The sequence below is a fragment of the Novosphingobium sp. P6W genome (assembly GCF_000876675.2).
Lineage (GTDB): Bacteria > Pseudomonadota > Alphaproteobacteria > Sphingomonadales > Sphingomonadaceae > Novosphingobium.
In genome coordinates, this window is the sequence record NZ_CP030352.1 from 1,848,209 (window position 1) to 1,872,764 (window position 24,556).

General features: G+C 60.9%; 25 protein-coding genes and 1 pseudogene. 9 read left to right on the plus strand and 17 right to left on the minus strand.

Annotated elements, in window-relative coordinates; genetic code table 11:
• Nucleotides 1-4: 4 nt before the first annotated feature.
• The 5 genes from TQ38_RS08975 to TQ38_RS08990 form a co-directional block, all read right to left on the minus strand.
• Nucleotides 5-922, minus strand: a complete 918-nt coding sequence (locus TQ38_RS08975; RefSeq protein WP_043979310.1) for an MBL fold metallo-hydrolase — start codon at nucleotides 920-922, stop codon at nucleotides 5-7.
• A gap of 63 nt (nucleotides 923-985) precedes the next feature.
• Nucleotides 986-1,144, minus strand: coding sequence for a hypothetical protein (locus TQ38_RS29935; RefSeq protein WP_162792230.1), 159 nt, complete (start codon nucleotides 1,142-1,144; stop codon nucleotides 986-988).
• 61 nt (nucleotides 1,145-1,205) lie between these two features.
• Nucleotides 1,206-3,761, minus strand: coding sequence for a cation-translocating P-type ATPase (locus tag TQ38_RS08980; RefSeq protein ID WP_043979284.1), 2,556 nt, complete (start codon nucleotides 3,759-3,761; stop codon nucleotides 1,206-1,208).
• A 373-nt stretch (nucleotides 3,762-4,134) separates the two neighbouring features.
• Nucleotides 4,135-4,767, minus strand: a complete 633-nt coding sequence (locus TQ38_RS08985; protein ID WP_043979282.1) for an NAD(P)H-dependent oxidoreductase — start codon at nucleotides 4,765-4,767, stop codon at nucleotides 4,135-4,137.
• Nucleotides 4,768-5,051: 284 nt separating this feature from the next.
• On the minus strand, nucleotides 5,052-6,185 hold the full coding sequence (locus TQ38_RS08990; RefSeq protein ID WP_043979281.1) for a L,D-transpeptidase family protein: 1,134 nt from the start codon (nucleotides 6,183-6,185) through the stop codon (nucleotides 5,052-5,054).
• 112 nt (nucleotides 6,186-6,297) lie between these two features.
• Between TQ38_RS08990 and TQ38_RS08995 the strand changes: the two genes are divergently transcribed.
• A complete protein-coding gene (locus TQ38_RS08995) occupies nucleotides 6,298-6,891 on the plus strand; it encodes a murein L,D-transpeptidase catalytic domain-containing protein (protein ID WP_052505953.1) in 594 nt (197 codons plus the stop codon).
• Between the two features lie 47 nt (nucleotides 6,892-6,938).
• Here the strand turns inward: TQ38_RS08995 and TQ38_RS09000 are convergent, their stop codons facing one another.
• From TQ38_RS09000 to TQ38_RS09015, 4 genes are read right to left on the minus strand one after another with little or no spacing between them, the layout of a single operon-like run.
• Nucleotides 6,939-7,133: a response regulator transcription factor gene (locus TQ38_RS09000; RefSeq protein WP_043979279.1), complete on the minus strand. Its 195-nt coding sequence runs from the start codon at nucleotides 7,131-7,133 to the stop codon at nucleotides 6,939-6,941.
• A gap of 44 nt (nucleotides 7,134-7,177) precedes the next feature.
• Complete coding sequence (locus tag TQ38_RS09005) at nucleotides 7,178-7,612, minus strand: response regulator (protein ID WP_082057925.1); 435 nt, start codon at nucleotides 7,610-7,612, stop codon at nucleotides 7,178-7,180.
• 49 nt (nucleotides 7,613-7,661) lie between these two features.
• Nucleotides 7,662-8,276 carry a response regulator transcription factor gene (locus tag TQ38_RS09010; protein ID WP_043979277.1) on the minus strand — a complete coding sequence of 205 codons (615 nt, stop codon included), beginning with the start codon at nucleotides 8,274-8,276 and terminating at the stop codon, nucleotides 7,662-7,664.
• The gene (locus TQ38_RS09015) at nucleotides 8,263-10,326 is read right to left on the minus strand and encodes a PAS domain S-box protein (protein ID WP_370059766.1); all 2,064 of its coding nucleotides are present in this window, start codon (nucleotides 10,324-10,326) and stop codon (nucleotides 8,263-8,265) included. The genes TQ38_RS09010 and TQ38_RS09015 overlap by 14 nt, the downstream gene beginning before the upstream one ends.
• A 92-nt stretch (nucleotides 10,327-10,418) precedes the next feature.
• Here TQ38_RS09015 and TQ38_RS09020 point away from each other — a divergent pair, with 92 nt between their 5' ends.
• Nucleotides 10,419-13,094 (plus strand): bifunctional acetate--CoA ligase family protein/GNAT family N-acetyltransferase, encoded by a 2,676-nt coding sequence (locus tag TQ38_RS09020; RefSeq protein WP_205316017.1) that lies wholly within the window; start codon nucleotides 10,419-10,421, stop codon nucleotides 13,092-13,094.
• 18 nt (nucleotides 13,095-13,112) lie between these two features.
• On the opposite strand, the gene TQ38_RS09025 is transcribed toward TQ38_RS09020, so the two are convergent.
• Complete coding sequence (locus TQ38_RS09025) at nucleotides 13,113-14,180, minus strand: lysylphosphatidylglycerol synthase transmembrane domain-containing protein (RefSeq protein ID WP_240197835.1); 1,068 nt, start codon at nucleotides 14,178-14,180, stop codon at nucleotides 13,113-13,115.
• Between the two features lie 150 nt (nucleotides 14,181-14,330).
• Between TQ38_RS09025 and TQ38_RS30890 the strand changes: the two genes are divergently transcribed.
• Nucleotides 14,331-14,456, plus strand: coding sequence for a hypothetical protein (locus tag TQ38_RS30890; protein WP_255417969.1), 126 nt, complete (start codon nucleotides 14,331-14,333; stop codon nucleotides 14,454-14,456).
• Between the two features lie 327 nt (nucleotides 14,457-14,783).
• Here the strand turns inward: TQ38_RS30890 and TQ38_RS09035 are convergent, their stop codons facing one another.
• The 6 genes from TQ38_RS09035 to TQ38_RS09060 form a co-directional block, all read right to left on the minus strand.
• Entirely contained in the window at nucleotides 14,784-15,137 is a 354-nt protein-coding gene (locus tag TQ38_RS09035) for a DUF1476 domain-containing protein (protein ID WP_043979271.1), read from the minus strand.
• A gap of 54 nt (nucleotides 15,138-15,191) precedes the next feature.
• Complete coding sequence (locus TQ38_RS09040) at nucleotides 15,192-15,995, minus strand: universal stress protein (RefSeq protein WP_043979305.1); 804 nt, start codon at nucleotides 15,993-15,995, stop codon at nucleotides 15,192-15,194.
• Nucleotides 15,996-16,118: 123 nt separating this feature from the next.
• Entirely contained in the window at nucleotides 16,119-16,775 is a 657-nt protein-coding gene (locus TQ38_RS09045) for a BON domain-containing protein (RefSeq protein WP_043979267.1), read from the minus strand.
• On the minus strand, nucleotides 16,744-17,379 hold the full coding sequence (locus tag TQ38_RS09050) for a hypothetical protein (RefSeq protein ID WP_162792231.1): 636 nt from the start codon (nucleotides 17,377-17,379) through the stop codon (nucleotides 16,744-16,746). The genes TQ38_RS09045 and TQ38_RS09050 overlap by 32 nt, the downstream gene beginning before the upstream one ends.
• A 54-nt stretch (nucleotides 17,380-17,433) precedes the next feature.
• Nucleotides 17,434-18,108 (minus strand): hypothetical protein, encoded by a 675-nt coding sequence (locus tag TQ38_RS09055; protein ID WP_205316018.1) that lies wholly within the window; start codon nucleotides 18,106-18,108, stop codon nucleotides 17,434-17,436.
• Nucleotides 18,105-19,142: a zinc-dependent alcohol dehydrogenase family protein gene (locus TQ38_RS09060; RefSeq protein ID WP_043979263.1), complete on the minus strand. Its 1,038-nt coding sequence runs from the start codon at nucleotides 19,140-19,142 to the stop codon at nucleotides 18,105-18,107. Before TQ38_RS09060 ends, TQ38_RS09055 begins: the two co-directional genes overlap by 4 nt.
• A 377-nt stretch (nucleotides 19,143-19,519) precedes the next feature.
• On the opposite strand from TQ38_RS09060, the pseudogene TQ38_RS09065 reads away from it, so the two are divergent.
• The 4 genes and pseudogenes from TQ38_RS09065 to TQ38_RS09075 form a co-directional block, all read left to right on the plus strand.
• A pseudogene (locus TQ38_RS09065) lies at nucleotides 19,520-20,338 on the plus strand (alcohol dehydrogenase catalytic domain-containing protein); the annotation flags it as partial.
• 113 nt (nucleotides 20,339-20,451) lie between these two features.
• A complete protein-coding gene (locus tag TQ38_RS29940; protein WP_162792232.1) occupies nucleotides 20,452-20,676 on the plus strand; it encodes a hypothetical protein in 225 nt (74 codons plus the stop codon).
• A gap of 45 nt (nucleotides 20,677-20,721) precedes the next feature.
• Entirely contained in the window at nucleotides 20,722-21,201 is a 480-nt protein-coding gene (locus TQ38_RS09070) for an Hsp20/alpha crystallin family protein (RefSeq protein ID WP_052505952.1), read from the plus strand.
• 231 nt (nucleotides 21,202-21,432) lie between these two features.
• Entirely contained in the window at nucleotides 21,433-22,752 is a 1,320-nt protein-coding gene (locus TQ38_RS09075) for an AAA family ATPase (RefSeq protein WP_205316019.1), read from the plus strand.
• Nucleotides 22,753-22,783: 31 nt separating this feature from the next.
• Here TQ38_RS09075 and TQ38_RS09080 read toward each other — a convergent pair whose 3' ends face one another.
• Nucleotides 22,784-23,191: a BLUF domain-containing protein gene (locus tag TQ38_RS09080; RefSeq protein WP_052505951.1), complete on the minus strand. Its 408-nt coding sequence runs from the start codon at nucleotides 23,189-23,191 to the stop codon at nucleotides 22,784-22,786.
• A 262-nt stretch (nucleotides 23,192-23,453) separates the two neighbouring features.
• On the opposite strand from TQ38_RS09080, the gene TQ38_RS09085 reads away from it, so the two are divergent.
• Both TQ38_RS09085 and TQ38_RS29945 read left to right on the plus strand, forming a co-directional pair.
• Nucleotides 23,454-24,305, plus strand: coding sequence for a universal stress protein (locus TQ38_RS09085; RefSeq protein ID WP_043979259.1), 852 nt, complete (start codon nucleotides 23,454-23,456; stop codon nucleotides 24,303-24,305).
• Between the two features lie 17 nt (nucleotides 24,306-24,322).
• Nucleotides 24,323-24,529, plus strand: a complete 207-nt coding sequence (locus tag TQ38_RS29945; RefSeq protein WP_162792233.1) for a hypothetical protein — start codon at nucleotides 24,323-24,325, stop codon at nucleotides 24,527-24,529.
• Nucleotides 24,530-24,556 lie beyond the last annotated feature (27 nt).

Sequence of the window (24,556 nt, forward strand, 5' to 3'; positions counted from 1 at the left end):
GCCCTCACAGCTGGTTCACCGGTATCTTGAGGTAGACGATGCCATTCTCCTCGGCTGGCGGCATATGTCCGGCGCGCATGTTGACCTGCACTGAAGGCAGGATCAGGCGGGGCATGGGCAGCGTGCGATCCCGGGTCTCTCGCATGACGACGAAGGCACCCTCGTCGATCCCGTCTCGTGCATGGACATTTGCCCGGCGCTGATCCGCGACGGTCGATTCCCAGACGAAATAATCGCGGCCTTCGGGCAGATAATCGTGGCACATGAACAGGCGCGTCTCGGGCGGCAGCTCGAGAAGCCGGCGTAGCGAGCGGAATAGCGTGCGGGCATCTCCGCCGGGGAAGTCGGCGCGCGCCGTGCCGTAGTCCGGCATGAACATGGTATCGCCCACGAAGACGGCGTCGCCGATCACATAGGCGACGCAGGCCGGCGTGTGGCCCGGCACATGCAATACGGTGACCGGCAGATTGCCGATCTGGAATGTTCCGCCATCGGCCCAGAGATGATCGAAGTCGGAGCCATCGCGAGCGAAATCGGTGCCTGCGTTGAAGAGCTTGCCAAAAGTCTGTTGGACCTCGCAGATATGCGCACCGATGGAGATTTCACCGCCGAACTTGTGCTGGAGGTACGGAGCGGCTGACAGGTGGTCGGCATGGGCGTGCGTTTCGAGATGCCAGTCGACGCCAAGACCTTGTTCGGCGACATACGCGATCACCGGATTGATCGCGTCCAGTGCCGTCCGCCCCGATGCCGGATCATAGGTCAGCACGCTGTCGACGATGGCAGCCCGGCGGGTGGCCGGATCATGCACGACGTAAGTAACCGTGCAGGTCGGCGCATCAACAAAGCCCTTGATGACCGGCATGTGCTTTTGCGCTGCGGCAACTTGCGCTGTTGCTTTGGCAAGTACGGTTTCGGCCATCTGCATCGCGGTCAATCTTCTCGCTTTTGAGCACAGGCTCGTGGCAGCATGTGCTTGCTGATTTTACGTGTTTGGAAACCTCGGGGTAGCAGCAGTGACGGCGGGAATTGAGGTGAGCTCGATGTTGAGCCGAACGAGCGCTTTCGGGTTAAACAGGGTATCGGCGCCACCGGCATGGACAATCACGACAATGCCAGTCGGGATCTGGCATTCTTCGCTCATGCCGCACAATCCTCCGTCCGAGCCCTCATTGCATTGCGGATATGTACGTAGTGGCCACACCTCACCGTGGTATCCATCGGCTTGTCTCGCCGTTCTTCCCGCCGTTCAGTCCGATCAGCGCCTTGCATCCTTCAAGAAAAATCAGAAGGCCGGCACCAAGCCCCATAGCCAGCGCTATGTCGCTCCAGGCGATGGAACCGAACTTCAGCAAGGATTGCGCTGTCGGTATCGAGAGGATCAGACCGGACACCGCTGCGATAATCGCGGTGACGTAAAGCATCACTTTATTCGGGCGGGCGATGAGGCCGCGGACCGTTGCGCGATACGACTGGTTGACGAGGATCAAGGCGATAATCGCAGCGATCAGTGAAAAGAACGTGAGCGCGCGCATTTCAGCTTCGGGCATCGACGAGTTGCCGGTTATGACAAACAGCGCCCCCAGGATCACGAACGCGGTTATGCCCTGGAAGACGCTCCAGATTATCATCGGAACCGAAAACAATCGTTCTGCAGGATCGCGTGGAGGGCGCCGCATAACGTTGTCCTCCGCGTGCTCCGCTTCGAAAACCAGGGCGCAGACCGGGTCGATTACCATCTCGAGAAGAGCGATGTGGATCGGACCGAACAGCACGGGCAGCCCGGATACAAGCGGCAGAAGAGCAAGACCGGCAATCGGCACATGAACTGCGAATATAAATGCCATGGCCTTGCGGATATTGTCGTAGATTCGACGTCCGAGGCGAACGGATTGCACGATTGATTGGAAGTCATCGTCTAGCAGGACCATGGCCGAGGCTTCCCGCGCTACATCGGTGCCGCGTTTCCCCATGGCGATACCGATATGCGCGGCTTTGAGCGACGGGGCATCGTTGACCCCATCGCCCGTCATCGCGACGATTTCGCCGCTAGCCTTTAGGGCTTGAACGATCTGTAACTTCTGCTCAGGCATGATCCGCGCAAAGACATTGACCGTTTTCAGGCGTTCACTGAGTTGATGGTCGTCAAGGCCCGTAAGCTCGGCACCGGACAGCACCTCGTCGCCGGCGATCCCCGCCTCGCGTGCTATTGCGCGCGCTGTGGCGGCGTAATCGCCGGTGATCATCACGACGCGTATGCCGGCGCTGCGGCATTGCGCGACCGCAGCTGGCACGCTCGCGCGGATAGGATCAGCGAGGCCGACGAGCCCCGCTAGCTCATAGTTGTAGGAATGCTGAGTTTCGGCCCAATTGGGATCGGGGGCGATCGCGTGTGCCACGGCCAGCACGCGAATGCCCCGGACCGCCATTGCCTCGACGGCGTCCGTCAAGATAGACAGTAGCTCGGGGGTCAGCTGGCAAAGGGTGGCGACCGCCTCGGGCGCGCCTTTGGCCGAAACCGTCAGGATACCGTCCTCACGCCAGGCATTCGACATCGCCAGAAGTCCGGGCCTCAGGGGCCAGCTATGTACGAGTTCCCTGTGTCGATGTATCTGCGTCTCTGCGCTGGCTGCTTTGTGTAGCGCTATCTCCATCGGATCGTCAGGTTTGACAGCGCTGGCCAATGCCGCGTTTTGGAGCAGGTGTCGGAAACCTTCAGGAATGGGCCGGTCGCTGGCGAAAGCCGCTACCTCGCCCGATGGTAACCACAGCGAGGTCACGGACATCCTGTTTTCCGTCAAGGTGCCGGTCTTGTCAGTGCACAGAACGGTAGCCGAGCCCAGCGTCTCGATGGCCGATGCGCGCCTTGTGAGTACCCCGACCTTGCCGATCCGCCAGGCGCCCATTGCCAGAAATACCGTCAGCACGACGGGGAATTCTTCGGGAAGCATTGCCATGCCGATCGCAATCCCGGCCAGCAGGGCTTCGATCCACCCTCCGCGCAGCAATCGGAACAAAAGAACGACGACCAGCGCGACGGCGGCGCCCCCGCCTGCGCACCACGTGACGATCCGGGCGGTGTCTCTTTGGAGGCGAGGTGCTTCGCTCTTCAGTGACGCAAGGCTCTGACCGATCTTGCCCATTTTGGTATGCGCTCCGGTCGCCACGACCTGTGCTACTCCGCTGCCGCGAACGATGAGCGATCCTGAATAGATCCGGGACTGGTCATGACCAACGGGCCGAGGGTCGACGTCCCCGTCCGTGTCGACGGATTTGTCGACCGGCATGGACTCGCCTGTCAGGAGCGACTCGTCGGCCTGCAAGTCGCTCGCTTCGATGAGGACTGCGTCGGCGGCTACACGATCGCCTTGGCCAAGTACGATCAGGTCACCGCGCACCACGTCTCGTCCGGCGATCCGACTGCGAACGCCCTCCCTGATGACAAGCGCGCGAGGCGCCGAAAGATCGCGCAGGGCCTCAAGAACATGTTCGGTGCGTGTCTCCTGTACGACGGTGACGGCTACGGAAAAGGTTGCGAATGCCAGCAGGATGAGCGCTTCGGTGAGATCTCCCAGCAGAAGGTACGCCATGCCGCCGACCAGGAGCAGGGCGAGCATCGGCTCGCGCAAGACATTCAAGACAATGCCCAGCAGCGATTTCTTCCCGGCCCGCGGGATTTCGTTGGCACCGTCTTGCGCCAACCGCGCCTGGGCCGCGAGGTTCGTCAGCCCTGTCGGCTGAAGCGCGCTCACCGCGGTCATGTTTCATCCATTGCGCGGGACCGCGCGGAATGGCGCGTTCGCGCGCTTACCAATCTCGTGGCCGTGTCTTCCTTGCCGGCGTCACCCGGCCGTGCCGGGAAAATCAAATCTGCCCGTATCGAGGTCACTGAAGCCGCCATACGCTCGCAGCGGCCGTGAACAGGAGAGCGAGAGACAGTCCGGCACATTTCGAAGATGGCGGGCATCCTGGATGGGGACCCATTCGTGTCGCATCGATTTTGCGGGGTCATCCATCATCCTTTCAAGGTTCGAACCGCCGTTGGTCCGATGGCCGCGTGCGCACTGCGTCGCGCGAATCCCGCCAACCGTGCGCTAAACCGATGTGATCGATGTCATCCGAACAAAGCGATGCTCACGACGGCGACAAGCCTCGGACATCTCCATATGCATCCGCGCAGACCTGGTCGGCAAACTGGTCGACATCGGCGAGGCGGGTGCGAATGAAGAAGTCATCCGTTCGTTCATCTATGGAATCCAGATGCAGTCGATACGTTTTCTTGCTCCCGAAAGCTTCGGAAACATATTGATCGAAGATGGTGTGCAGGGCCCCCGTGACGCCTTTTTCCGCCAGCCAGACACCTCTTGCGCCGGACGTGCAGATACTGACCAGACGAACGCCGGCCAACGGTTTTGTGTGGCCCGGAGTATTCACGACATTTCCGCAGCCCACCACGCGCTCGAAATACCCTTTCAGCATAGCGGGCGGGCTCCCGAACCAGATTGGGTAGACGAACACCAAAACATCGAGCGCCTTCAGGACTTCCAACTCGGCTAGGTTCGCCTCCAGCGGAGCGTACCCTTGCTTGCCAGGCTGCTCGTTCGATTTGAGTACAGGGTCAAATCCGTCCGCGTAGAGGTCTCGGACCTCGCATTCCTGGTGATGTCCCTGCGCCCGGACCAACCAGCGTTTCGCGATTGCCGAACAGAGACTTTCGGTGTCGGGATGACACAGCACAATCCGCTGCTTTACCGAGGTCAGTGCCATGCTACCGTCTCCTGTACGCGTGCCGGTCAGATCTCTGGAGGCCGGACCGTGCTGCGCAGGCCTTTTCGCCGGATCGACTGAGCCCTCTTTCGATCAAGGTCTGTCGAGGTCTTCGACCGGCCAGTTCGGATTGCCTATACGCAATTCTCCCATGTGCTTCCTGACACCGCTGTGCCGGGATAACGTGCCAACGGGCGGTTGATCGCGCGCGGGCCCGACATGCACTTTGAAAACCCGCGAGACGGCTTTAGTGTGCTTGATGGATAACAAGGCGGTCCAGGCGTCTATCGCGGGCAAGTTCCTTCTGGGCTTGGCGCCTGAGCCTTCACGTCGCGCCGATAGACGTCGGGAAAATAGCGCACGCTTCCCGCGCCGTCTGGTTCGGCCGTAAAGTAGGCTACGTACACAGGGATAGGCGCTGGCAGACTGAGCGTCTGTGTCTGACCCTTCGCAACCAGAGATCCTAGCCTCGAACGAGAATGGGGTTTGCCCAAGAGGGTCGCGGCTAGACCCAAGGCGTCGCCCACGCGAACGCAGCCATGGCTGAAAGCGCGGACGTCCTGCCCAAACAGGTTTTGCGCGGGCGTGTCATGGAGGTACACATTGTAGGGGTTTGGCATGACGAGTTTCATGCGGCCCAACGCATTGTTCGCCCCGGGGCGCTGACGATAGCGCTGGCCGGCGCGGACATAGCCCCGGCGTGCGGCTTCCGCCGGGTCACGGGCGAGAAGGCCTGCGACGCTCTCCCGAGCGATCGCCGGAGGAATCTCCCACCAGGGGTTTACGACAACGCCGGTTACGCGCGCCGCAAAAACCGGAGTTGGCGATCTGGTCTTGCCCACGACAACGGCCCAGCGGCCAATCATTGCTCCGTCCTGCCATAGCGTTGCCTCGAAGGCGGCTGCGTTCACCAGAAGGTAACGCGAGCCCGGATCGCGAGGCATCCACCTCCATCTGTCGAGATTGGCGGCAAGCGTGTTTCGGCGAATTGGGTCACGTTCACGCGAGTATGCCGCGCGCAGCGCCGCATAGAAGGGATGGGACGGAAGGGCACGGCCAAAGAGCGCGTCCAAGCCATCGTCGCGCACCGCGCTGGCTATGGCGCCGCGCCGGTCGAACGTCTCGTATCCGTTGGCGATATGCCAGTTGGATCTGAGCGCCGCATTACAACAGCCACCGATATAATTGCCGAGAAGGTTCTGTGCCATGCGGGTGGCGAGCGCGTCCGTCGCGTCCACGTCGCCAAGCGCCAAGGCCTGCCTGAGGCGCGGTACGTCTTGCGTTGCTTCGGCGAGCCCCTCATCCGAAGAGCGTTCCATCAGGGTCAGTAGACGGCTCACTTGCATACTGGACCAATGTGGCGGCGGCGAGGCGGCCGACAGAAGCATCGCGAACAAAGGCAGGGACCATATTTTCATAGCCTGTGTTTGCCGGGTGTCGATGCGGCAGGCCTATAAGGGTTTGTACTTACCTACCTTGCCGATCGGATTCGCGTTATTGGTTTCCAAACGCATCCGGAGCCCTCGCCACGTGATTTCGCGTCGTTATTTCCTCGCAGCACTCGGTTCGATTGCATTGGTGCGGCCCGGTCACGCCGCTGCTGCGGCAGCGCAATCGCCTCCCATGTCACTCCTGTCACAGGCTCTTGGGGCGCTCGAACGGCATTCCCACTTCAGTCCTGAACGCGACGTGGTGGGCGTGGTCGATTTCAGTGCCCCATCGGCGGCGCCGCGCTTTCACATCGTTGATTTGCTTGGCGGCACAAGCAAGCCCGTCCTGGTGGCACATGGACGGGGGTCCGATCCCGAGCATAGCGGTTGGGTGCACTCCTTTTCCAATAGCAGTGGATCCAACGCCTCCTCCGCCGGGGCCTATCTCACCGAAGGCATTTACGAAGGACGGCATGGGTCTTCGCGCCATCTTCGCGGGCTTGAGCAGAGCAATAGCAATGCCGCCCAACGGGGGCTGGTCATTCATTCCGCGGACTATGTCTCCTACGGTCTGGCTGGCGCCGCAGGCAAAATCGGTCGAAGCGAAGGATGCCTGGCGGTGGCCGGCATCGACCTCGCCACCGTCCTTGGCCGCCTCGGGCCGCGCCGCCTGATTTTTGTGAGGAAGTGCTAGGCGACCAAAAATGTGGGCACCATTCCCATGTTCGATCTGCGCACCACTCAACGGCTCAAAGCGATCTCGACAAGGCCTGCGATGGTATTGGCATTGAGCTTGCGCATCATTCTGGCCCGGTGGATTTCCACTGTCCGAAAACTGATGCCGAGCTCGCGAGCGATGGCCTTGTTGGTAAGGCCACGCACCACGCCGTCGAGGACTTCGCGCTCACGCGGGGACAGGCGTTCAAATGCCGACATATCCTCAGGATATCGGCCTCGATGGGGGGCGTTATCTTTCCCGCTCATCCGGGCTGGTCCGGATTGAGCCCGGTCAAGCGCGCAACGGCACGGACAAGCGCCCATTCCTCCATCGGCTTTTCGAGAAATTCACTGAAGCCGGCCAACTGCGCGCACCGCCTTAATTCCGCTGTTGAAAACGCAGTCACCAGGATAGCCGGTCCGTGCCAGCCATGCTCGCGCATTACTTGCAGAACGGCCATGCCGTCATGTTCGCCCAGGCGGTAGTCCACGACCAGGCAAGCGACGTCGCTGAAATCTCCCGTCAGCAGGATTGGGTCGGCGGCGGCATGGGCACGAACATCGAAGCCCTTGCCCTGAAGCAATAGCTGCGTTGAGCGCCGTACGCTTGCGTCGTCCTCGACGAGGAGGATGCGTGGTCTGCGCCGTTCAGATTGTTTCAAACTACTATTCAATTCACCGTTCCCATCTTTAGCCATGGGAATGGCGAACCCACTCGTGCGGGTCTTTACGTAGTGGCCCTAAGGGTTACTGCCCTAACCCGGCCGCAAAGGCGATGCGCAGTGCATCGGACAGGCTGCGTACGTCGAGCTTGGCCATCAGGTTCGCACGGTGAACCTCGACCGTGCGCGGTGAGATGCCCAGGTCATATGCAATGGTCTTGTTGGGCAGCCCCTGAGCCAGGCCTTCCAGGACATCGCGCTCTCGCGGGGTCAGCGCCGCCAGCAACGTAGCGGCATCCTGGGCTTTGATGGCTGCGTCGTCCGCCTTGGCGATACGCTCGAATGCAGCTTCGACGGCGTTCAGGAGCGCCGATTTTTCGAACGGTTTTTCGAGAAAGTCCACGGCGCCCGCTTTCATCGCCTGAACCGCGATGGTTATGTCGCCGTGACCGGTCATGATCACGACCGGCATCGTTACGCCGCGCGCGGCGAGAACCTGCTGAACTTCCAGGCCGTCGATGTCGGGCATACGCACATCGAGAAGTATGCACCCCTGCTCGGCGTGCCGCACCTGCTTGAGAAATTCGGTGCCTGAGGACCAGGTGGCGACCGCGTAACCGGTAGTCTTCAACGCATATCCGGTTGAGCGTCGCATCGATTCCTCGTCATCGACGATGTGCACTAACTTACTGCTGCTCATGCTCGTCCTCCGTCTGCGCGCGCTGCAAGGTGAAATGGAAGATCGTGCCGCCTTCGGGCCGAGGTTCCATCCAGATGCGTCCGCCATTTGCCTCGATGATCGTGCGGCAGATCGAAAGGCCCAGGCCCATGCCCTGTGGCTTGGTGCTGGTGAATGCGCTGAAGAGTTGCTCCACAATTTCCTTGGCAACTCCAGGTCCGGTGTCGGCCACGCTGACGCGCACCAGGCCGTCTCTATCCGGACTGCTCGTCACATGTACCCGGCGATCCGAGGAGTCACTTAGCGCCTCGACGGCATTGCGCAGCAGATTGATAAGCACCTGCTGGATTTGCACTCGATCGACCAGGACCGGCGAAGCGGAAGGATCCAGGTCGAAGGTGGCCTCGATGCCACGTTCCCGCGCGCCCATCAGCCCCAGAACCAAAGCTTCTTTAATCAAGGCTGGCAATTCTTCTACCGACCGCTCCACGTCCCCCCGTGCGACGAAATCGCGCAAGCGACGAACGATTTGCCCAGCGCGCAGCGCATCCTTGGCAGCATCGTCAAGAGCTTCACGCATCAAAGGTAACTCCTCACCCCGAGGATCGAGGAGCTGATCGCGGACCGCCTCGACGTAATTGGCAATGGCGGCAATCGGCTGATTGAGTTCGTGGGCGAGGGTCGAGGCCATTGTACCCATCGCGCTTAGCCGTGACACGTGAATGAGCTCGGACTGCAAGGACTGTAGTCGCTCCTCGGTGCGTCGTCGGTCCGTAAGATCGCGGATGAAGCCCGTGAAGATGCGTTGCGATCTGCTTTTCGCTTCGCCGATCGAGAGCTCCATGGGAAAGGTCGAACCGTCCTTGCGCTGGGCGAATACGATCCGGCCGATCCCGATGATCCGTTTCTGACTGGTCTCGAGATATCGCAGGATGTAGCCGTCGTGACGTTCACGATCCGGTGAAGGCATGAGCATGCTGACATTACAGCCCACGATTGCATCCTCCAAATAGCCGAACAACGCCTGTGCCGCGGAACTGAAGGAGAGGATGATGCCTTTATGATTGATCACCACCATGGCGTCCGGGACCGTCGAGAGGATCGATGCCAGATGTTCTTCACGAGCCCGGATGTTATCTTCCGCAGCGCGACTGTCGGTGATGTCCGAAACGATCTTCGCAAAGCCGCGCAAATTGCCCTGTTCGTCCTTCAGGGCGGTGAGTGAAAGGGACGCGAGAAACTCGCTTCCGTCTTTCCGAAGGCGCCAGCACTCTTCTTCGAAGCGCCCTTCTTTTCGCGCTCGGGCGAGGTCCGCCTCGGGCTTGCCCGCTATCCGTGCATCAGCAGGATAGAAGACGGAGGTGTGTTGCCCAAGAGCCTCGGCTTCGCTCCAGCCTTTCAGTCGCTCGGCTCCCTGATTCCAGATGGTAACGCAGCCGCGTGGATCGAGCATATATATAGCATGGCCCTCAGCACCATCGATCAGCAAGTTGAGTTCTTCGGCCACAGCTAGAGCTTCACGGGTCCGGGCTTGCGATTTGCGTTCGTTGTCAAGGGCTTGGTGTCGAAGGCGGCTTACGGTGCCCCCCAGAAGGAGGATGCCAATTGCCGTGACGGCGAAGGTCAATGCCTCTGCCTGTTCGCCGACGCTGAAGTTGGTGGGGCCGGAAAAATAGTAACCGAACAGCAGTGCAGCAACGCTGGCGAAAATGGCTGGCCCCGGGCCGCACAGCACGATCGCGAAGAGGACCACCAGAGCAAAGGGAATGTAAGCTGCCCGTTCACCAAGCCACGGGGCCAGCGCCCAACGGATCGCAGCGGTAAGCAGCAAGCTGGCCGCCGCCAAGCCGTAACGCACAACAGCTGATCGCTCCCGAGCCGGCATCGCAAGCGCGGCCTCCATCCGCGCAATCACGTGGACCGCGAAAGCCGGAGCGTCGGAGCGGTGGGTGACTGTGTGCGATACATAGCCGCTTTTTGTCTGAAACAGAAACCACCTCGAAAAACACGCTTGGGCAATAGGGTAGAGAGATATGGGCGTGGGATATCGTGCATCGTTGAGGCCGGGCATCAGGGAATCTACTTATGGCCGATCTGCTTGAGGCCAGCCCATCGTGCGAAATGAGTCGCGGCGCACCAGCCGCGAAGCGGAGGCCCCTGGCAATGCACGATCTCTCGCCGTTCCTTAATCCCGGCAGCGTTGCCGTCGTTGGCGGCTCCGACCGGCTGCACAGCCTTGGTGCAGCGGTGCTGGACAACCTTATCCAGGGCGGCTTTGCGGGGCCTATCATCGCCGTGAACCCGCATGAAGTTCGCCGTTCGGGAATATCCTGGGTGGCCCGCATCGAAGACTTGCGCGCACCGCCGGCGCTGGCGGTGGTGGTGACGCCGCCCCATACGGTCCCCAAGGTTATCTCTGCACTCGGCGCGGTCGGGACGACCAGCGTGGTCATTTTGACCGCTGGCCTGTCGGAGGAAGATGGGCTGAGGCAAGCGATGCTCGCTGCGGCAAGTCGCCATCGCGTGCGGATCATGGGTCCCAATTGTCTGGGGCTGATGGCGCCTCACGCCAAACTCAATGCCACATTTGCGCGAACGGAGGCACTGCCTGGGGGGCTAGCGCTGATCTCTCAGAGCGGCGCACTTATGACCGCCGTGCTCGACTGGGCGCAGATGCGAAGCGTCGGCTTTTCGGGGCTCGTATCGATAGGCGACATGGTCGACATCGATTTGGGCGATCTGATTGACCTGTTTGCTGCCGACCCTAAGACGAAGGCGATCCTCCTCTACATAGAGGGTGTCACTGACGCCGCAAAGTTCATGTCCGCCGCAGCCGCCGCGGCGCGGCACAAACCGGTCATCGCGATAAAGGCTGGCAGATCCCCGGCGGCGGCACCCGCTACCTTTTCGCACACCGGCGCGCTTGCCGGAAATTACGATGTCTATCGTGCGGCCTTCGAACGCGCCGGCATCGTGCTCGTCGAAAACCTTACTGAGCTGTTCGACGCGGCGGAGATAGTCTGCACTTCCACCGCGCCCCGCGGCGCCCGGCTCGGCATCGTGACGAATGGCGGCGGGGCGGGCATCCTCGCTGTCGATGCACTGATGCAGACCGATGGCGTCCTGGCCAGTCTCGATGAGGATCTACTCGGTCGGCTCAATGACATCCTTCCTGCGCCTTGGTCCGGGGCCAACCCCGTCGACATCCGGGGCGATGCCGGGCCCGACCGATATCGCGAGGCGACCCGCGAAGTCGTGCGCGCGACGTGCACGGATGCGGTTCTGATAATGAACTGTCCCACGGGCCAGCAAGATGCAGCGGCGATTGCCGAAGCGGTTGCGCGGGAAGTCATGGACGCCCGGGCAACCCACATCGACAAGCCCGTACTCGCCTGTTGGCTCGGCGAGGTGAACTGCCTTGCCGCGAGCGGGATCATGGCGCGTGCTGGGATTGCAATTTACGCAACTCCCGACGATGCGATCCGCGGTTTTGGATATCTGCTGGCGAGCCGGCAGGCACGCGAGGCATTGTCGGACCGGGATGCGACAACCCGCGTAGTGACCCGCGATGTGATAGCCGCTCGCAGGATTGTCGAAGACGCTCGCGCGGATGGCCGGACGGAACTTTCGCAGATGGAAGCGAGCGATCTTCTCGCGGCCTATTCGATCCCTGTCGCCGCCTGGCGCTTTGCCACCGCGACTGAAGATGTCGAGGTCGCCTGTACATGGCTCAAGGCGCCGTATGTCCTCAAGATCGTATCGCGGGAACTGGTGCATAAGTCCGAGGTCGGCGGCGTCGTAACAGGCTTGGTGGATGGAGTGGCGGCATGCGCCGCGGCACGGGCGATGGAAGCGCAGATACGCCGCGAACGCCCCAGCGCGCGCCTGGAAGGTTTCCTCATCCAGGAGCAGGCGCACCGCCCCATTGCGCGCGAGATGATCGTTGGTATCGCGGACGATCCCACGTTCGGTCCCGTCATTGTCGCCGGGACCGGCGGGACGGCCGTCGAGATCATCGCCGATAAGGCCCTTGCGTTGCCGCCCATCGATCATGCGCAGGCTCTTGCGCTGATTGGGAAGACGCGGATGTCCCGTCTGCTCGCGGCGTATCGTGGTAAGCCGGCCGCCAATATCGAGGCTGTCGCGAACGTGCTGGATGCCCTTTCGGCAATGGCTGAAGATATTCCTGATATCCTCGAACTGGACATCAACCCTCTGCTGGTCGACCCCGATGGGGTTCTAGCGCTGGACGCACGTATTCGAATCTGCGCTGCCACCGCGAAATCCTCCAGACTGGTCATTTATCCGGCGCCGATAGAGTGGGCATCCACGCTGGTGACGCAGACCGGCACGTCCATTTACGTTCGGCCAGTGCGAGCCGACGATACCCAGCTGCTCGCGGCATTCTTCGAACGCGTGTCGGCGGACGACCTTCGGTTTCGTTTCCTTAATGGTGCCCTCCATGTGAACCATGAAGTCATTTCGGCGATGACGAACGTCGATTATCGCCGAACGACCACGTTCCTGGCGTTCGAGGAAGGCCAGGCAGAGGTTATCGCTACCGCCATGCTCGCCGCCGATCAGGAGGGCCTGAGAGCCGAGGTCGCTCTAGCGACGCGGTCCGACGCGAAGGGCAAAGGAATTTCCTGGACCTTGCTCGAGTACGTCCTTCGTTATGCAAAGGCGCGAGGTATTGAAATCGTAGAGGCCATCGAAAATGCAGGTCACCATGAAGCGATCGACATGGAACGTGAGATGGGCTTTGCAGTGTCGTCTGATCCAGCGGATCCGACCATACGCATCGTCACTCGAACTTTTGATCCAGTGATCGGTGATTGATACCGGTTTGTTCTCGCATCATTTTTCCGGATCGGGACCGGGCATCGAGGTGCGATCGCGATGGGGCCGGTGTTTGATTGCCTTGCGCATCAGCGCCATGCCCGGAAGAAGCGGCAGCCAGAGGGTCAGCAGCCGCAGCAGCATCGTCCCCGCGAACGCCGCCTCGAAAGGTATTCCCAAAAGATGCAGGGTTGCCGTCGAAGCCGCCTCGAAACTACCAAGGCCCAGCGGGATGGGGCCCAGCGTCACCACGATCGATGCCATGACCAGAGCGATGAAACTGGTCGCTATCGATGGCTCGGTACCCAGCGCACGCAGGCAAGCGAAAAGGGTGCCGGCATCTGCCAGGAACACCACGCCGCTGCAGGCCGCAACGCGGAGCAACAATCGGCGATCCGCCAGCAGTTCGCTCGGAGCCTGGGCGACGGTGCCCAGCAGCGAGCGAACGAAAGCGATCTGTTCGAGCCGGTCGGGCAGCGGCTTGCTGCCGCGGCGGCGCAGCCACAGGGCGAGGCTGGGGATGGCCAGAGCAACGCATAGCAGAAGCGTCACGAGGCCGGCCATGAGCGGTGTCGCTTGGTGATGAAGCCATAACATCATCAACATCACGATCGCCAGGAGGGCGTAAGCGGCGTAGAATCCGATCATCGAAATCAGTAGCGCTGCGATCGCCGTCCCGCGCGGCACTCCGATCCGTCGCAACTGGTCTACGAGTAGGACATTTCCACCCATCCCGGCACTCGGCAGAGCCTGATCGGCAAAGAGCTTGGTCACGGCAATGCGGATCAATGGAGCCAACCCCCGGGGCGTGCCAGCCCGAGTCAGGACCAATGCCCAACCCATCGCCACGCTGACATACGTCGAAAGCTGAAAGGCGATGGCGAGGGCCAGCCATGCCGGTCGTGCCCGGCGCAGCAATTGCGCAAAATCCTTCACCTCGCCCCAGTGTGCGACTGCTCCGACCAAAGCCGCGATCAGTACGAAGCCGAGGAACCAGTTGCGCCATCCCCCTAACTTGGCCGGCGGCGCGACCGGCGAGCCTATGTCATCCGGTCGCGTAGCGCTGGAAGCGGGTTTCTCGGGCAAGCAATCCATTCCCGTCTCCACTGCGGTTCGTCGGCAGCGTAGCCTATCAAGTTGGCGCGCGAACTCGGGATAGCTACGTAGGATAACGGATACGCGCAGAGGATCTCACACTGCAGTCCGGCACCAGGCGAGACGAGTGTCCGGTGCGAAATCCCGGTCGAGGACATCGTGCCGGGCGACATCGTCCTGCTGGACGCGGGCGATCTGGTGCCGGCCGACGGCATCGTCATCGAAGCCAATGCTGCGCAGGTGAACCAGGCCGTGCTCACCGGTTAGCGTTATAGTCCTGGCCTACCTCTTGGCATCCGAGGCTCTGAAACGCGTGGCAATACCCGAACGCCGTCGGCGCGCGCCCTGAGGCTCACCGACGGTTACCCACCATTGCCCTCAGCGTCTGCGACTAAGTGCGATAGGCCGCTGGGGCCCTCCTGATTTAGGCATTAAGACACTGTGCCTTCAGCGATTGAGCTTGTAGAATATCGCAATCGGAATGAAGGCAATCAGCCCGGCCGTCGCCAGTGTGATGAATAGCAGGACCTTGGTTTTGATCGGAGCGCTGCGGATAGGGCTCATCGTTCTCTCCTCGCTGCCTGGATTGGCTGATCAATGCGATAGCGAGCCCTCGCCGGGCATAAGGCCCTCGCTTAGGATTTGGCTCCGGGCTTCCGCCATTGTTTGGGTTATGGTGCGGCCGACTTCGGCTTTTGTGAACACGAGGCCAGCGGCCTCGAGGTCGTTCGCTACTTTTTCGACCACCACTTTTTCGCCGCCGTTCTCAAGCGCAATGCAAACCACGGTTGTCTCGTAGACCGCCGCCTCTTGCGGAGGCAGACGTAGCTGGACGGATACCCAACGGGCGAGAAGGCGATTGCCCCTCGCCGCGATGGCGAAATTCATATCTTGCTCATGTGCAAACTGCGCCTCGATCGCGCGTTCGCGCTCGTCGAAACCACTCATCTCGCTTCCCTCCCATGCCCGATTTTCCGGCCAACGTTTCAAGTTGGTTGCCGTTCAGTGACCCAGCAGAAGCGGGATGTGGGCATTGCGAAGCATCCGCTTGGTGACCCCGCCGAAGGTCTCCATCAGCCGGCCGTGACTGTAGGCGCCCATCACGATGTAATCGGCGCGGAAGTTATCAATTTCTTCCATTATGTAGCGATCGGCGGGTTGTAGGCCGTCGTCCACGATCTTGACCTCCGCATGGATGCCGTGCCGCGAAAGATAGGCTGCGGCTTCGGACGGTTCGACCTGCTCAGCTCCGTCACGCACCATCAGGATCTCAACCGCCTCGGCCAGACGCAGGATTGGAACGCAGGCGCGCATCGTTGCCGCACTGGATGCTTGGCCGTCGAACGCCACCAATGCGCGATTTAGCTTCAGGCCCCTCTGCTCGGATGAAACTGCGAGGACGGGGACGCGAACGTGCGTCAGTATGCGGCTCGCGACCCCGTGCATGTCAGGATAGGGGTATCTCTCAAGTTCGCGGTTGACCACGACGACGTCCGCCAACCGCGCCGCGTCGACCACGGCCTCGAAGAAGTTGCCCGTGACATCCGTCCAGTCCCAGGCAAGCCCCTCATTAGCCAAACGCGCGGAAACCTGCGTTTTGTTCTTGCTCTCCCGCTGGCGTTCGTCGGCAAGAAGCATACCCGCGGCCCCGCCGCCGCCGTAATAGTAGTCGCCAGCAAAGGCGGGATAGAGCGACACGTCAACGCAGCTGAGGTGACCGTCCAGCGCGCGGGTAAGGTCGAGCGCGGCCTGCAGCCGGGCTTCCTGGCCGTCGTCATCGTGCACAAGCAAAAGTACGTTTTTCATCGCCGTCTCCATCGTTTCAAGGAATGATATGGACGCGTTTGGATCGTCGATATGAGGGATGATACGGATACGAAAACGGCCGCCCCTTCTTGGAACGGCCGTCTCGATAGGCCAGGCATGCCTTCAGAAAGCGACGACGATATTGTCCTCGACCCTGTTGACCCCCGGCGCCGCCCACGCCGCACGCTCGGCAATCCCGCGCTCGTTCCAGGCCTTGACCCTTCCGCCGAGCGTCACCGTGTTACCGGATGTGACGACGGTAACGCTTTTGGCATCCAGATCGGCCTGCCGCTCAAAGGCGGACAAGATCCGGGTCTTGATGTCGGATGCGAGCGGCAGCTTCTTGACCTCGACAAGGTTGCTGACACCAGTGACCCCGGTCACTCGGCCGGCGACGTTGCGGGCCTCGATGCTCTGGTAGTTCCAGTTCACCGAACCGGTCAGGGTCACCCAGCCGTGCTCCACCTTCACGTTGATCGTGTCCTCAGGGATCGACGAACTCCACGAGAACATGTCGATGATCCGCTTGGCGATCTCGTGATCGGCGGTCTTGGGCTGCGAGGCGAAGCGAACCTTGATCTCCTCTGCGATCGCCTTGACGCCTTCGACGCGGCGCGTGGCCTTCTCGGCAGCCACCTTCTGGGGGTAGCTCTTCACGTAGCCCGAGAGAGTGACGACACCGTCATTGACGGCAACGCCGACGTCGGCATGATCGACGCTGGGCTCCCACTCGAGTTCATCCATCACGTCACGCTGCAACTGGCTGTCGGTCTTCTTCATGGGACTTCTCCTTGTGCTTGAGCATGATGCTCCACGGGGGAGCGGTGGTATCCGCGGTGCAGACCGAAAGGACTGCCGGCAGGATGAGGGCGACCGCATTTCCGGTCGAAGGGCTGGTGCGTACGAGTACCTGGCCATGGGCCCGCCTCGCCAAATGTCGTACCGCTACCAGCGCCGGCGGGCGGGTCCGGCCATCGTCATGCGCCAGAATCCAGATGCGCGCCCCGACCTTGTGCATGCGCAACTCGATGTTACGCGCGCCAGCGGACGCAGCATCGGCGACCAAGGCAAGCATTGCGCTATCGAATTCGTAAGGATCCAGACGGACGCGCGAACGCGGCAGGCCGATTTCCAGATCGAACGATATCGGCGCTCCGGCGATGCAGCACATGGCGGCGGCCAGCGCCCCGAGCCGTTCGCCGAGATCGATGGACCGATGGCCTGTATAGTCCGGGCTTGTCGAAGGACGCGTATCCTCAGCATCGCGATTGAGCCACCGAGCCGTGGTGATGGGCGAAGTCTTGATGACGTTGGCCCGGTCGCACGCCATGCGCTGCAATAATCGGGTATCGTGAGTACTATGTTGATGTGAAAGACTTGCCACTCGGCCCTCCCATTGCTGGTTCGGGTTGTTTGTGGCGCCTGCGGTTCGGCGTCTCTATTCGCAATCCTGCGTAGGGGTTCGCGCGGCGATCGGAGGTATCGCTTCTCTGGGGGTCTCGCCTTGTCCCCCTTCCGACGCCGACCCGTGCTGTTTGCGCAGCTCGGCGCGAAATTCAGCCAAGCGCTCGCGATATCCTTCTGCATCCCCGTATTCGAGGAACGTGTGATATCGTTGATGCGGCTGGCTGATGCGGACGGCGTGCTTGATCGGACACCAATAGGCTTCGGTCCGGCTACCAACCTCCCGGACATAGGCGATGACGCCATTGGCATAACCACAGTAGACGCAGTTCAGTGCTTCGATCCAGTTGAGATAGGCTAGTCGGCCGCGATCAATGCTTATGTACGCTGCGCGCGGCACGCGAGGGATGCCATAGGCGCGGAAACAGACTGCCTGGTAAAAGCTGGCCCATAGATCGAGCGCAACCAGAGGCAATATCAGCGAATAGATGACGGGGGCCACGAGGATCGTACCAATTGAAGAGCGCCCGATAAACCCGGCAACCCCGCGGCGCAGCTTGCGATGCTCGGCCACCAGGCCTTGCTCGAAGCGGATCAGCCCCTCTTTTAGCGACCAGCCCAGGATCTTGCGGCGCCTTTCGATTTCTCGATCGAGTTCGCCTTGCAGCCGTACTATCTCCCGGGCCAATTCCTCCATCCGCGCAGTCATGGCCGAATGAGGACCTTGAGCGCGTGAGTTCGCGCCGCGTTACCGAAGGTTTCATAGGCTGCCTCGATCTCGCTGAGATCGAAGCGATGGGTGATGAACTGTTCCGCCCCAAGCTTCTTGGCGGTCACCATCTTTAGGAGGAGCGGAGTGGCCGCGGTATCGACCAATCGCGTCGTGATCGCTACGTTGCGAGACCAGAGCGCCTCCAGGTGAAGGTCGACCTTGACGCCGTGGACGCCGACATTGGCGATCACACCGCCCGGCGCGACCAGCTGCTGGCATAGATCGAAGCTTGCCGGGATGCCGACGGCTTCGATTACCGCATCGATGCCGCGCCCCCCGGTCAGGCCATTTACGACAGTCATGACATCGCCCGCCGCAGGATCGATGATGTGCGTGGCACCGAAGCGCATCGCAACGTCTAGGCGATGGGGATCGGGGTCTATGACGATCAGTTCAGCGGGGGAATGGAACTGCGCTGTCAGAAGCGCCGCGAGCCCGATCGGCCCGGCACCGACGATCGCAACGCTGCTACCGGGCGAAATTCGGCCGTTGAGCACGCCGCATTCGTAGCCCGTGGGCAGGATGTCGCTCAGCATGACGAGAGCCTCCTCCTCAGCTCCAGGGGGTACATGGTGGAGGCTGGTGTCGGCATGGGGGATGCGAACAAGTTCCGCCTGCGTTCCGTCGATTGTATTTCCCAGGATCCATCCCCCGGTTTCGCAGTGGGAATACATGCCCTTGCGGCAATAATGGCAGACCCCGCAGGAGGTGATGCACGAGATGAGGACATGATCGCCGAGCAGGAAGGCCGTGACGGCTGCGCCAACCCGTTCGACAACCCCGACGCCTTCGTGGCCAAGGACGCGGCCAGGAGAGCAGGTCGGTACGTCTCCTTTCAAGATGTGCAGGTCGGTCCCGCATATCGTGGTATAGGTGACCCTGACGATGGCATCGCCTGCTGCCTCAATCCTCGGATCGGGATGATCCTGGAGGCTCTTGAGCCCTGGTCCATGATATACCAATGCTTTCACGGGGCTATCTCCTTCGCGCGGCAGATGCGCCCCTGATCTGCTTCCCGCGAGGGGGCGGCTATAAGGATAACTACGCAGAGAACCGGCCGAAAGGCTTGGTTATGCTGATCTTCAGTGCAGTGTTCACTATCTATGGACAATGGCTACCCAACTTGAAGGTCTTGGAGCAGCATGCGCAAAATTCACTCGGAATCCGGTCGATGACGACGGCGATGATGAAAGCCATGGTTTTCGAGGGGCCGGGGCAACCGCTTCGAGCGTGTGAACGGCCGATGCTCGTGCCGGAGGGGCCCGACCTGCTTCTCGAGGTTTGCGCCTGCGGGGTTTGCCGTACCGACCTTCACGTCGCGGACGGCTAGGTTTACGCGCGTTACCCCGTCATCCCTGGGCACGAGATCGTCGGCAGGGTAATCGCCATGGGCGAACAAGCCACTGGGTTTACACTGGGGGATCGTGTCGGGGTCCCTTGGCTTGGGCGCAGCTGCGGGACGTGCCCCTATTGCTGCTCCGGGCGGGAGAACCTGTGTGACGACGCGGTTTACACCGGCGCGACCCGCGATGGTGGATATGCCTCGCATGTCATCGCGGATTCCCGCTTCTGTCTTAGCATTCCAGACGTCTATGGTGATGTGGAAGCCGCCCCGCTGCTATGCGCCGGCCTGATTGGCTACCGCGCACTGGTCACCGCCGGAGAGGCCAAGGTTCTGGGTCTTTACGGGTTCGGGGGTGCTGCGCACATCGTTGCACAGGTCGCGATCTGGAAAGGGCGCTCGGTTCACGCCTTTACCCGGCCAGGCGATATCGCGGCGCAGGCATTCGCCCGGTCGCTTGGCTGCGTCGAGACGATCGATTCGGATCAGCTTCCTGCTGCTCTTCTCGACGCGGCCATCATTATTGCGCCTGCCGGCCCGCTTGTGCCATTGGCGCTTAAAGCGGTACGCAAAGGAGGGCGGGTGGTTTGCGCTGGCATCCACATGAGCGAAATTCCCGCCTTTCCCTATGCCGATCTGTGGGAAGAGCGATCAATCGTCTCTATCGCAAACCTCACGCGGTCTGATGGCCGTGAATTCCTGGCTCTCGCACCGCAGGTTCCGGTCCACACGCACGTCTCACGGTTCGCTCTTGGTGATGCGGGCGAGGCGCTGCAGGCTCTTCGTGACGGACGGCTCCAGGGCGCCGCGGTTCTGGTTCCGTGATTTAATCTTTCCTCCGCGGCATGGCGCCGCCGCCGCCCCCTAAGTACCTTTCCTGATTAACGGGCACGCGCAGGCCGCATAGCGTCACGCTCGACGAGGATAGGAGGCAGACCATGGTCGGCACGGTTCATCGCTCGGATACATGTGCGGGCTTGGGAATGGATGCGCTGTTAGCGTTCTGGGCAATTCCGGCCCTGCTGGCTGTGCAATCGATGGAGTCGTGGGTCGGCTCCGTGTCGCGGGTAGCATCGCTGCATTGCGTCGGGCCGCACCGGCACCGTCAGCTTGCGGTACCTATGGAATTTGCCGGCGACATTCGTCCTGCTCTTTTTGCCTGATTTCCAGCTTCAATCCCCTTTAACGGCAAATCACGGAGACATTTGATGAACGAAATGAGCAAACCTTCAAGCGGCGCACTTCTCCCGCTCGGCGCGGGGCCTATGAACTGGATCCGCGGCGAGATCGATCGTCTGTTCGATGATTTCACGCAGCCAGGCCGCGGCATCTTCAGCCCCTTTTCGCCTGGAACAGGACCGGTTCCCGCGATGGACCTTGTCGACAAGGGAAAGGAGTATTGCCTGACAGCAGAACTTCCCGGTCTCACGGACAAGGACATTGATATCGAATTTTCCGACGGGGTCCTCAGCATCGCCGGAGAGAAGTCCGAGAAATCCGAGACCAAAGACTGCGGCTGTCTGATGACCGAACGCCGATACGGAAGTTTCAGGCGTCAAATTTCCTTGCCGGCCGATGCCGATCCCGAAAGCATCGAGGCGAAGGTCAAGCACGGGGTGCTGACCGTCACGATCGAGAAGGATGCCAAAGCGTCCGCGTCCGTGCGCAAGATCGAAATCGGGAACTAGGCCTTGGGAGGGGCACCGCCCTCGACGGATCACACTGTCGGGGGCGATGTCGCGTCTTGGCTCGAGCGGGGCGGGCCATGGGGCGGATCTCTCGTCCCCGAAAGGATCGATACGCACGCAGCGAGCGTCTTTCTGACCGGCGATCGCGCCTGGAAACTCAAGCGACCGATCAAGCTACCATACCTCGACTTTTCTTCGGTCGATCTTCGCCACGACGCCCTGGAGGCGGAATTGCGCCTCAACCGCCGGACAGCGCCGGATATCTACCTTTCCTTGCACAAGGTCACACTGTCTTCATCTGGGGCCCTGAAACTCGATGGCGAGTGCGACGTGGTGGACTGGCTGCTCGAAATGCAGAGATTCCCGGAGGGAGCTCTTCTTGCGGATCAAGTCGACCAAGGCATCCTCGATGATGCCACTGTGATGCAGTTGGCCGACGATCTGGTACGCTTTCATGGAAAGGCTCAGGCCTCTACAAATTCAGGAGGAGCAGCGCGGCTCAGAAAAGTCGCGCAAGGAAATGCCGCGTGCCTGGCTGCCTATCCAGCACTGTTCGATAGCCGGCACGTCAGCGCCTTGACGACACGGATTGCGGCAATGATCGAACGAAACGCCGCTCTCCTCGATTTCCGGGCTATCCTTGGCCGGGTCCGTCATGGCCATGGCGATCTTCACCTCGGAAATATCGCCATGGTTGATGGCAGAGCAACACCGTTCGACTGCCTGGAATTTAATGATGAGCTGGCAACGGGCGATGTGCTTTACGACTTGGCGTTCCTGCTCATGGATCTGTGGCATAGGGGAGCCCGGCGTGCTGCGAACATGCTGTTCAACCGATACCTCGACGCCTCTGCGGACGAAGGCGGGGCGGCTCTCGTCCCTTTGTTCATGAGCATTCGCGCGACCGTGCGCGCGCATGTACTCGCGACCACGTTCCAAAGATCCGGATCCCCTGAAGCGGCAAGTTCAGCAAGAAACTACCTGATTTTGGCGCAAGCGCTGGTCACGGAAGTGAAGCCCGTGCTGGTCGCCATCGGCGGTTTGTCCGGGACCGGCAAGACAACGCTGGCGCGGGCAATTGGAGGGGGTATTGGCGGCGCGCCCGGCGCGCGAATTTTGCGCAGTGACGTACTGCGAAAGCGTCTGGCCGGAATCGCTCCGGAAGTGCCAATGCCACCCTCGAGCTACAGCCAGATGACGGCCAGCAAGGTCTATGCAGAACTGACGCGACTGGCACGGCACTGGGTGAGCGCCGGTTCCTGCGTGGTGGGTGACGCCGTTTTTGGACAGGCTGCAGAGAAGCGAGCGCTCGAGAAGGTCGCGCGGCAGCAAAGGCTTCCGTTTCATGGCTTCTGGCTCGACCTTGGAGAGGAAAACCGCATCGAACGCATCCGGGACCGAGGTCCGGATGCGTCCGATGCTACCGTGGCAGTTGCGCGGCGGCAGTCGGAGGATTCGCGGCTAGGGCCGGATGGCTGGTCCATTTTGCCGGCGGGAACTGACATCGCATCGTTGGCGACCGTGATCCAGGAAACAATCTCGCGGATATAGGGAAGCCGGTCTCCAAGTCAGCGCTCGAGCTCTACGACGTGCATTCTTTGAGCAGCCGCATGAGCGGGCGGTGTCCATCAGGGCACCCGCCCAGGAAATCAGTCAATGCCTGTTCGATCAGCCCTTCAAAATATTGCGACCGGCGGCCGAATGCCAGCGACCAGGATGCAAAAAGCCGTCTCTGAGAGACACCCATTTCGATCGTAGTTAGATCGTCATGTCGTGGATCACGGCGAATGCTGGCGCGCAATGCATCGACTGAAGCGTGGGGTCCTTCGATGTATTGAGCGAAGCGGTTTCCGGTGTAGAGCAGCGCCCCGGTGACATCGAGCCGAGCGTTGCGTTCGTGCGATAGCGCGACGAGATGATCGATCTCGGCTCCTGCGGTCTCGGGCGGGAGCAGGCTTCTGCTCGCATAAAGCCAGGCCGTTATTGCCATCGCCATTCCTCATAATTTGAACCGTGGGCGGGGAATTGAAAACATCTGAAAGTGGAAATTTTGGATCGCACCATTTTTCATACCTGCCCGTCCTGCGCATTACGCAAATGACCGGAGCAGCAGACCTTTTGGGCCCTCCGATCTGAGGGGTTTGCGCAAACCTGGTTTTTCTTTCGACGTCCCGAAATCTATTCCTACGTACATATCCGCAATGCGCACCGCCTCGTTACCGGCGAGAGTCCCGCTGCATGGAGGGACCAAAATGCTGACGGATGTTCTCGCAATCGTTGACGTTGATGATGAGGACGGAAGATTTCTTCAGCACGCGCGTGCTTTTGCCCGGTTTCACGGCGCACATCTCAGCATAGCCGTCCTATGGGCCGTCAAGCAGCTGGACCATTTCTTCACGGTGACACCGCCATATATGCCCATGATCGATGTCCAGGAAGCCGGAGAACGCAAACGACAGAGACTGGCGCGCTGGGGCGAACAAGATGAATACGAGGTCTCCTTGCTGCGAGACTCGACTGGCTGCTTGGCTGATCAGGTAACAATTTTGGCCCGTTATGCTGATCTGGTGCTATTTGGTCCGATAGCCGCTTACGGCGATCCAGCGCTGCGTCAGCGCGTCCTCACCCAGGTCGTCCTGTCATCGGGAAGGCCGGTCCTGATCTGGCCCGATGGCCGCGAGCCCGACCCCGTACGCAGACTGGCCCTAGGATGGAACGGCACCCGCGAAGCGACCCGGGCGCTCTGTGAAAGCCTTGTCTTCGCGCGACCAGGTGCCGCGGTAGACGTGGTCGTCGTCGATGCAAAACCCGAGCTCAAGGAAAATGGCTATCCTCCGGGCGAATTGATCGCCCGCCACCTTTCCCGTCACGGGTTCGACACTAGCATCCATCACGTGAAATCAAACGGCCTTCACGTTTCGGCCGCGCTGGTAGATTTTGCCGGCAATCATCGCGCTGACATGCTGGCTATCGGCGCAGCAGCCCATTCCCGCGTCCGCGAAATGCTCTTGGGCGGGGTGACTCATGATCTCTTGGACGGCGCCGATCCACCGGCATCTCACCTCCTTCGAGCGGCAGCCGTGCCGATTCTGTTTGGCCATTGATCTCAGGGAGCAGCAACGTGCCCAGCTATAGCGTCTGTTTTTTCAACGACTTGCCCGATCCCACCGGACATGATCACCACGTCTGCCAGAGGACTGTGGAGGTCCTCCATGTGGCGGATGAACAACAGGCCATCGAATATGCAATCGCAGAGTTCGAGCGACTGGAACACATTTCTCCCTGGCACCTGCACGCCCGCACCATTGAGTGTGAGGTGTTGACTTGAGCGCCGAATTTCTGGCGATGCGACCGA

Excerpts from the sequence above, each read along its gene's own strand:
- TQ38_RS09015 (WP_370059766.1), bottom strand. The coding sequence starts at position 10,326 with ATGCCCGGCCTCAACGATGCACGATATCCCACGCCCATATCTCTCTAC.
- TQ38_RS09005 (WP_082057925.1), bottom strand. The coding sequence starts at position 7,612 with ATGGCTAAAGATGGGAACGGTGAATTGAATAGTAGTTTGAAACAATCT.
- TQ38_RS08975 (WP_043979310.1), bottom strand. The coding sequence starts at position 922 with ATGGCCGAAACCGTACTTGCCAAAGCAACAGCGCAAGTTGCCGCAGCG.
- TQ38_RS09070 (WP_052505952.1), top strand. The coding sequence starts at position 20,722 with ATGAACGAAATGAGCAAACCTTCAAGCGGCGCACTTCTCCCGCTCGGC.
- TQ38_RS09010 (WP_043979277.1), bottom strand. The coding sequence starts at position 8,276 with ATGAGCAGCAGTAAGTTAGTGCACATCGTCGATGACGAGGAATCGATG.
- TQ38_RS09055 (WP_205316018.1), bottom strand. The coding sequence starts at position 18,108 with ATGACTGCGCGGATGGAGGAATTGGCCCGGGAGATAGTACGGCTGCAA.
- TQ38_RS09080 (WP_052505951.1), bottom strand. The coding sequence starts at position 23,191 with ATGGCAATAACGGCCTGGCTTTATGCGAGCAGAAGCCTGCTCCCGCCC.
- TQ38_RS08990 (WP_043979281.1), bottom strand. The coding sequence starts at position 6,185 with ATGAAAATATGGTCCCTGCCTTTGTTCGCGATGCTTCTGTCGGCCGCC.
- TQ38_RS09035 (WP_043979271.1), bottom strand. The coding sequence starts at position 15,137 with ATGAGTGGTTTCGACGAGCGCGAACGCGCGATCGAGGCGCAGTTTGCA.
- TQ38_RS08985 (WP_043979282.1), bottom strand. The coding sequence starts at position 4,767 with ATGGCACTGACCTCGGTAAAGCAGCGGATTGTGCTGTGTCATCCCGAC.
- TQ38_RS08980 (WP_043979284.1), bottom strand. The coding sequence starts at position 3,761 with ATGACCGCGGTGAGCGCGCTTCAGCCGACAGGGCTGACGAACCTCGCG.
- TQ38_RS09020 (WP_205316017.1), top strand. The coding sequence starts at position 10,419 with ATGCACGATCTCTCGCCGTTCCTTAATCCCGGCAGCGTTGCCGTCGTT.
- TQ38_RS29935 (WP_162792230.1), bottom strand. The coding sequence starts at position 1,144 with ATGAGCGAAGAATGCCAGATCCCGACTGGCATTGTCGTGATTGTCCAT.
- TQ38_RS09000 (WP_043979279.1), bottom strand. The coding sequence starts at position 7,133 with ATGTCGGCATTTGAACGCCTGTCCCCGCGTGAGCGCGAAGTCCTCGAC.
- TQ38_RS09085 (WP_043979259.1), top strand. The coding sequence starts at position 23,454 with ATGCTGACGGATGTTCTCGCAATCGTTGACGTTGATGATGAGGACGGA.
- TQ38_RS09040 (WP_043979305.1), bottom strand. The coding sequence starts at position 15,995 with ATGAAAAACGTACTTTTGCTTGTGCACGATGACGACGGCCAGGAAGCC.
- TQ38_RS09045 (WP_043979267.1), bottom strand. The coding sequence starts at position 16,775 with ATGAAGAAGACCGACAGCCAGTTGCAGCGTGACGTGATGGATGAACTC.
- TQ38_RS29940 (WP_162792232.1), top strand. The coding sequence starts at position 20,452 with ATGGTCGGCACGGTTCATCGCTCGGATACATGTGCGGGCTTGGGAATG.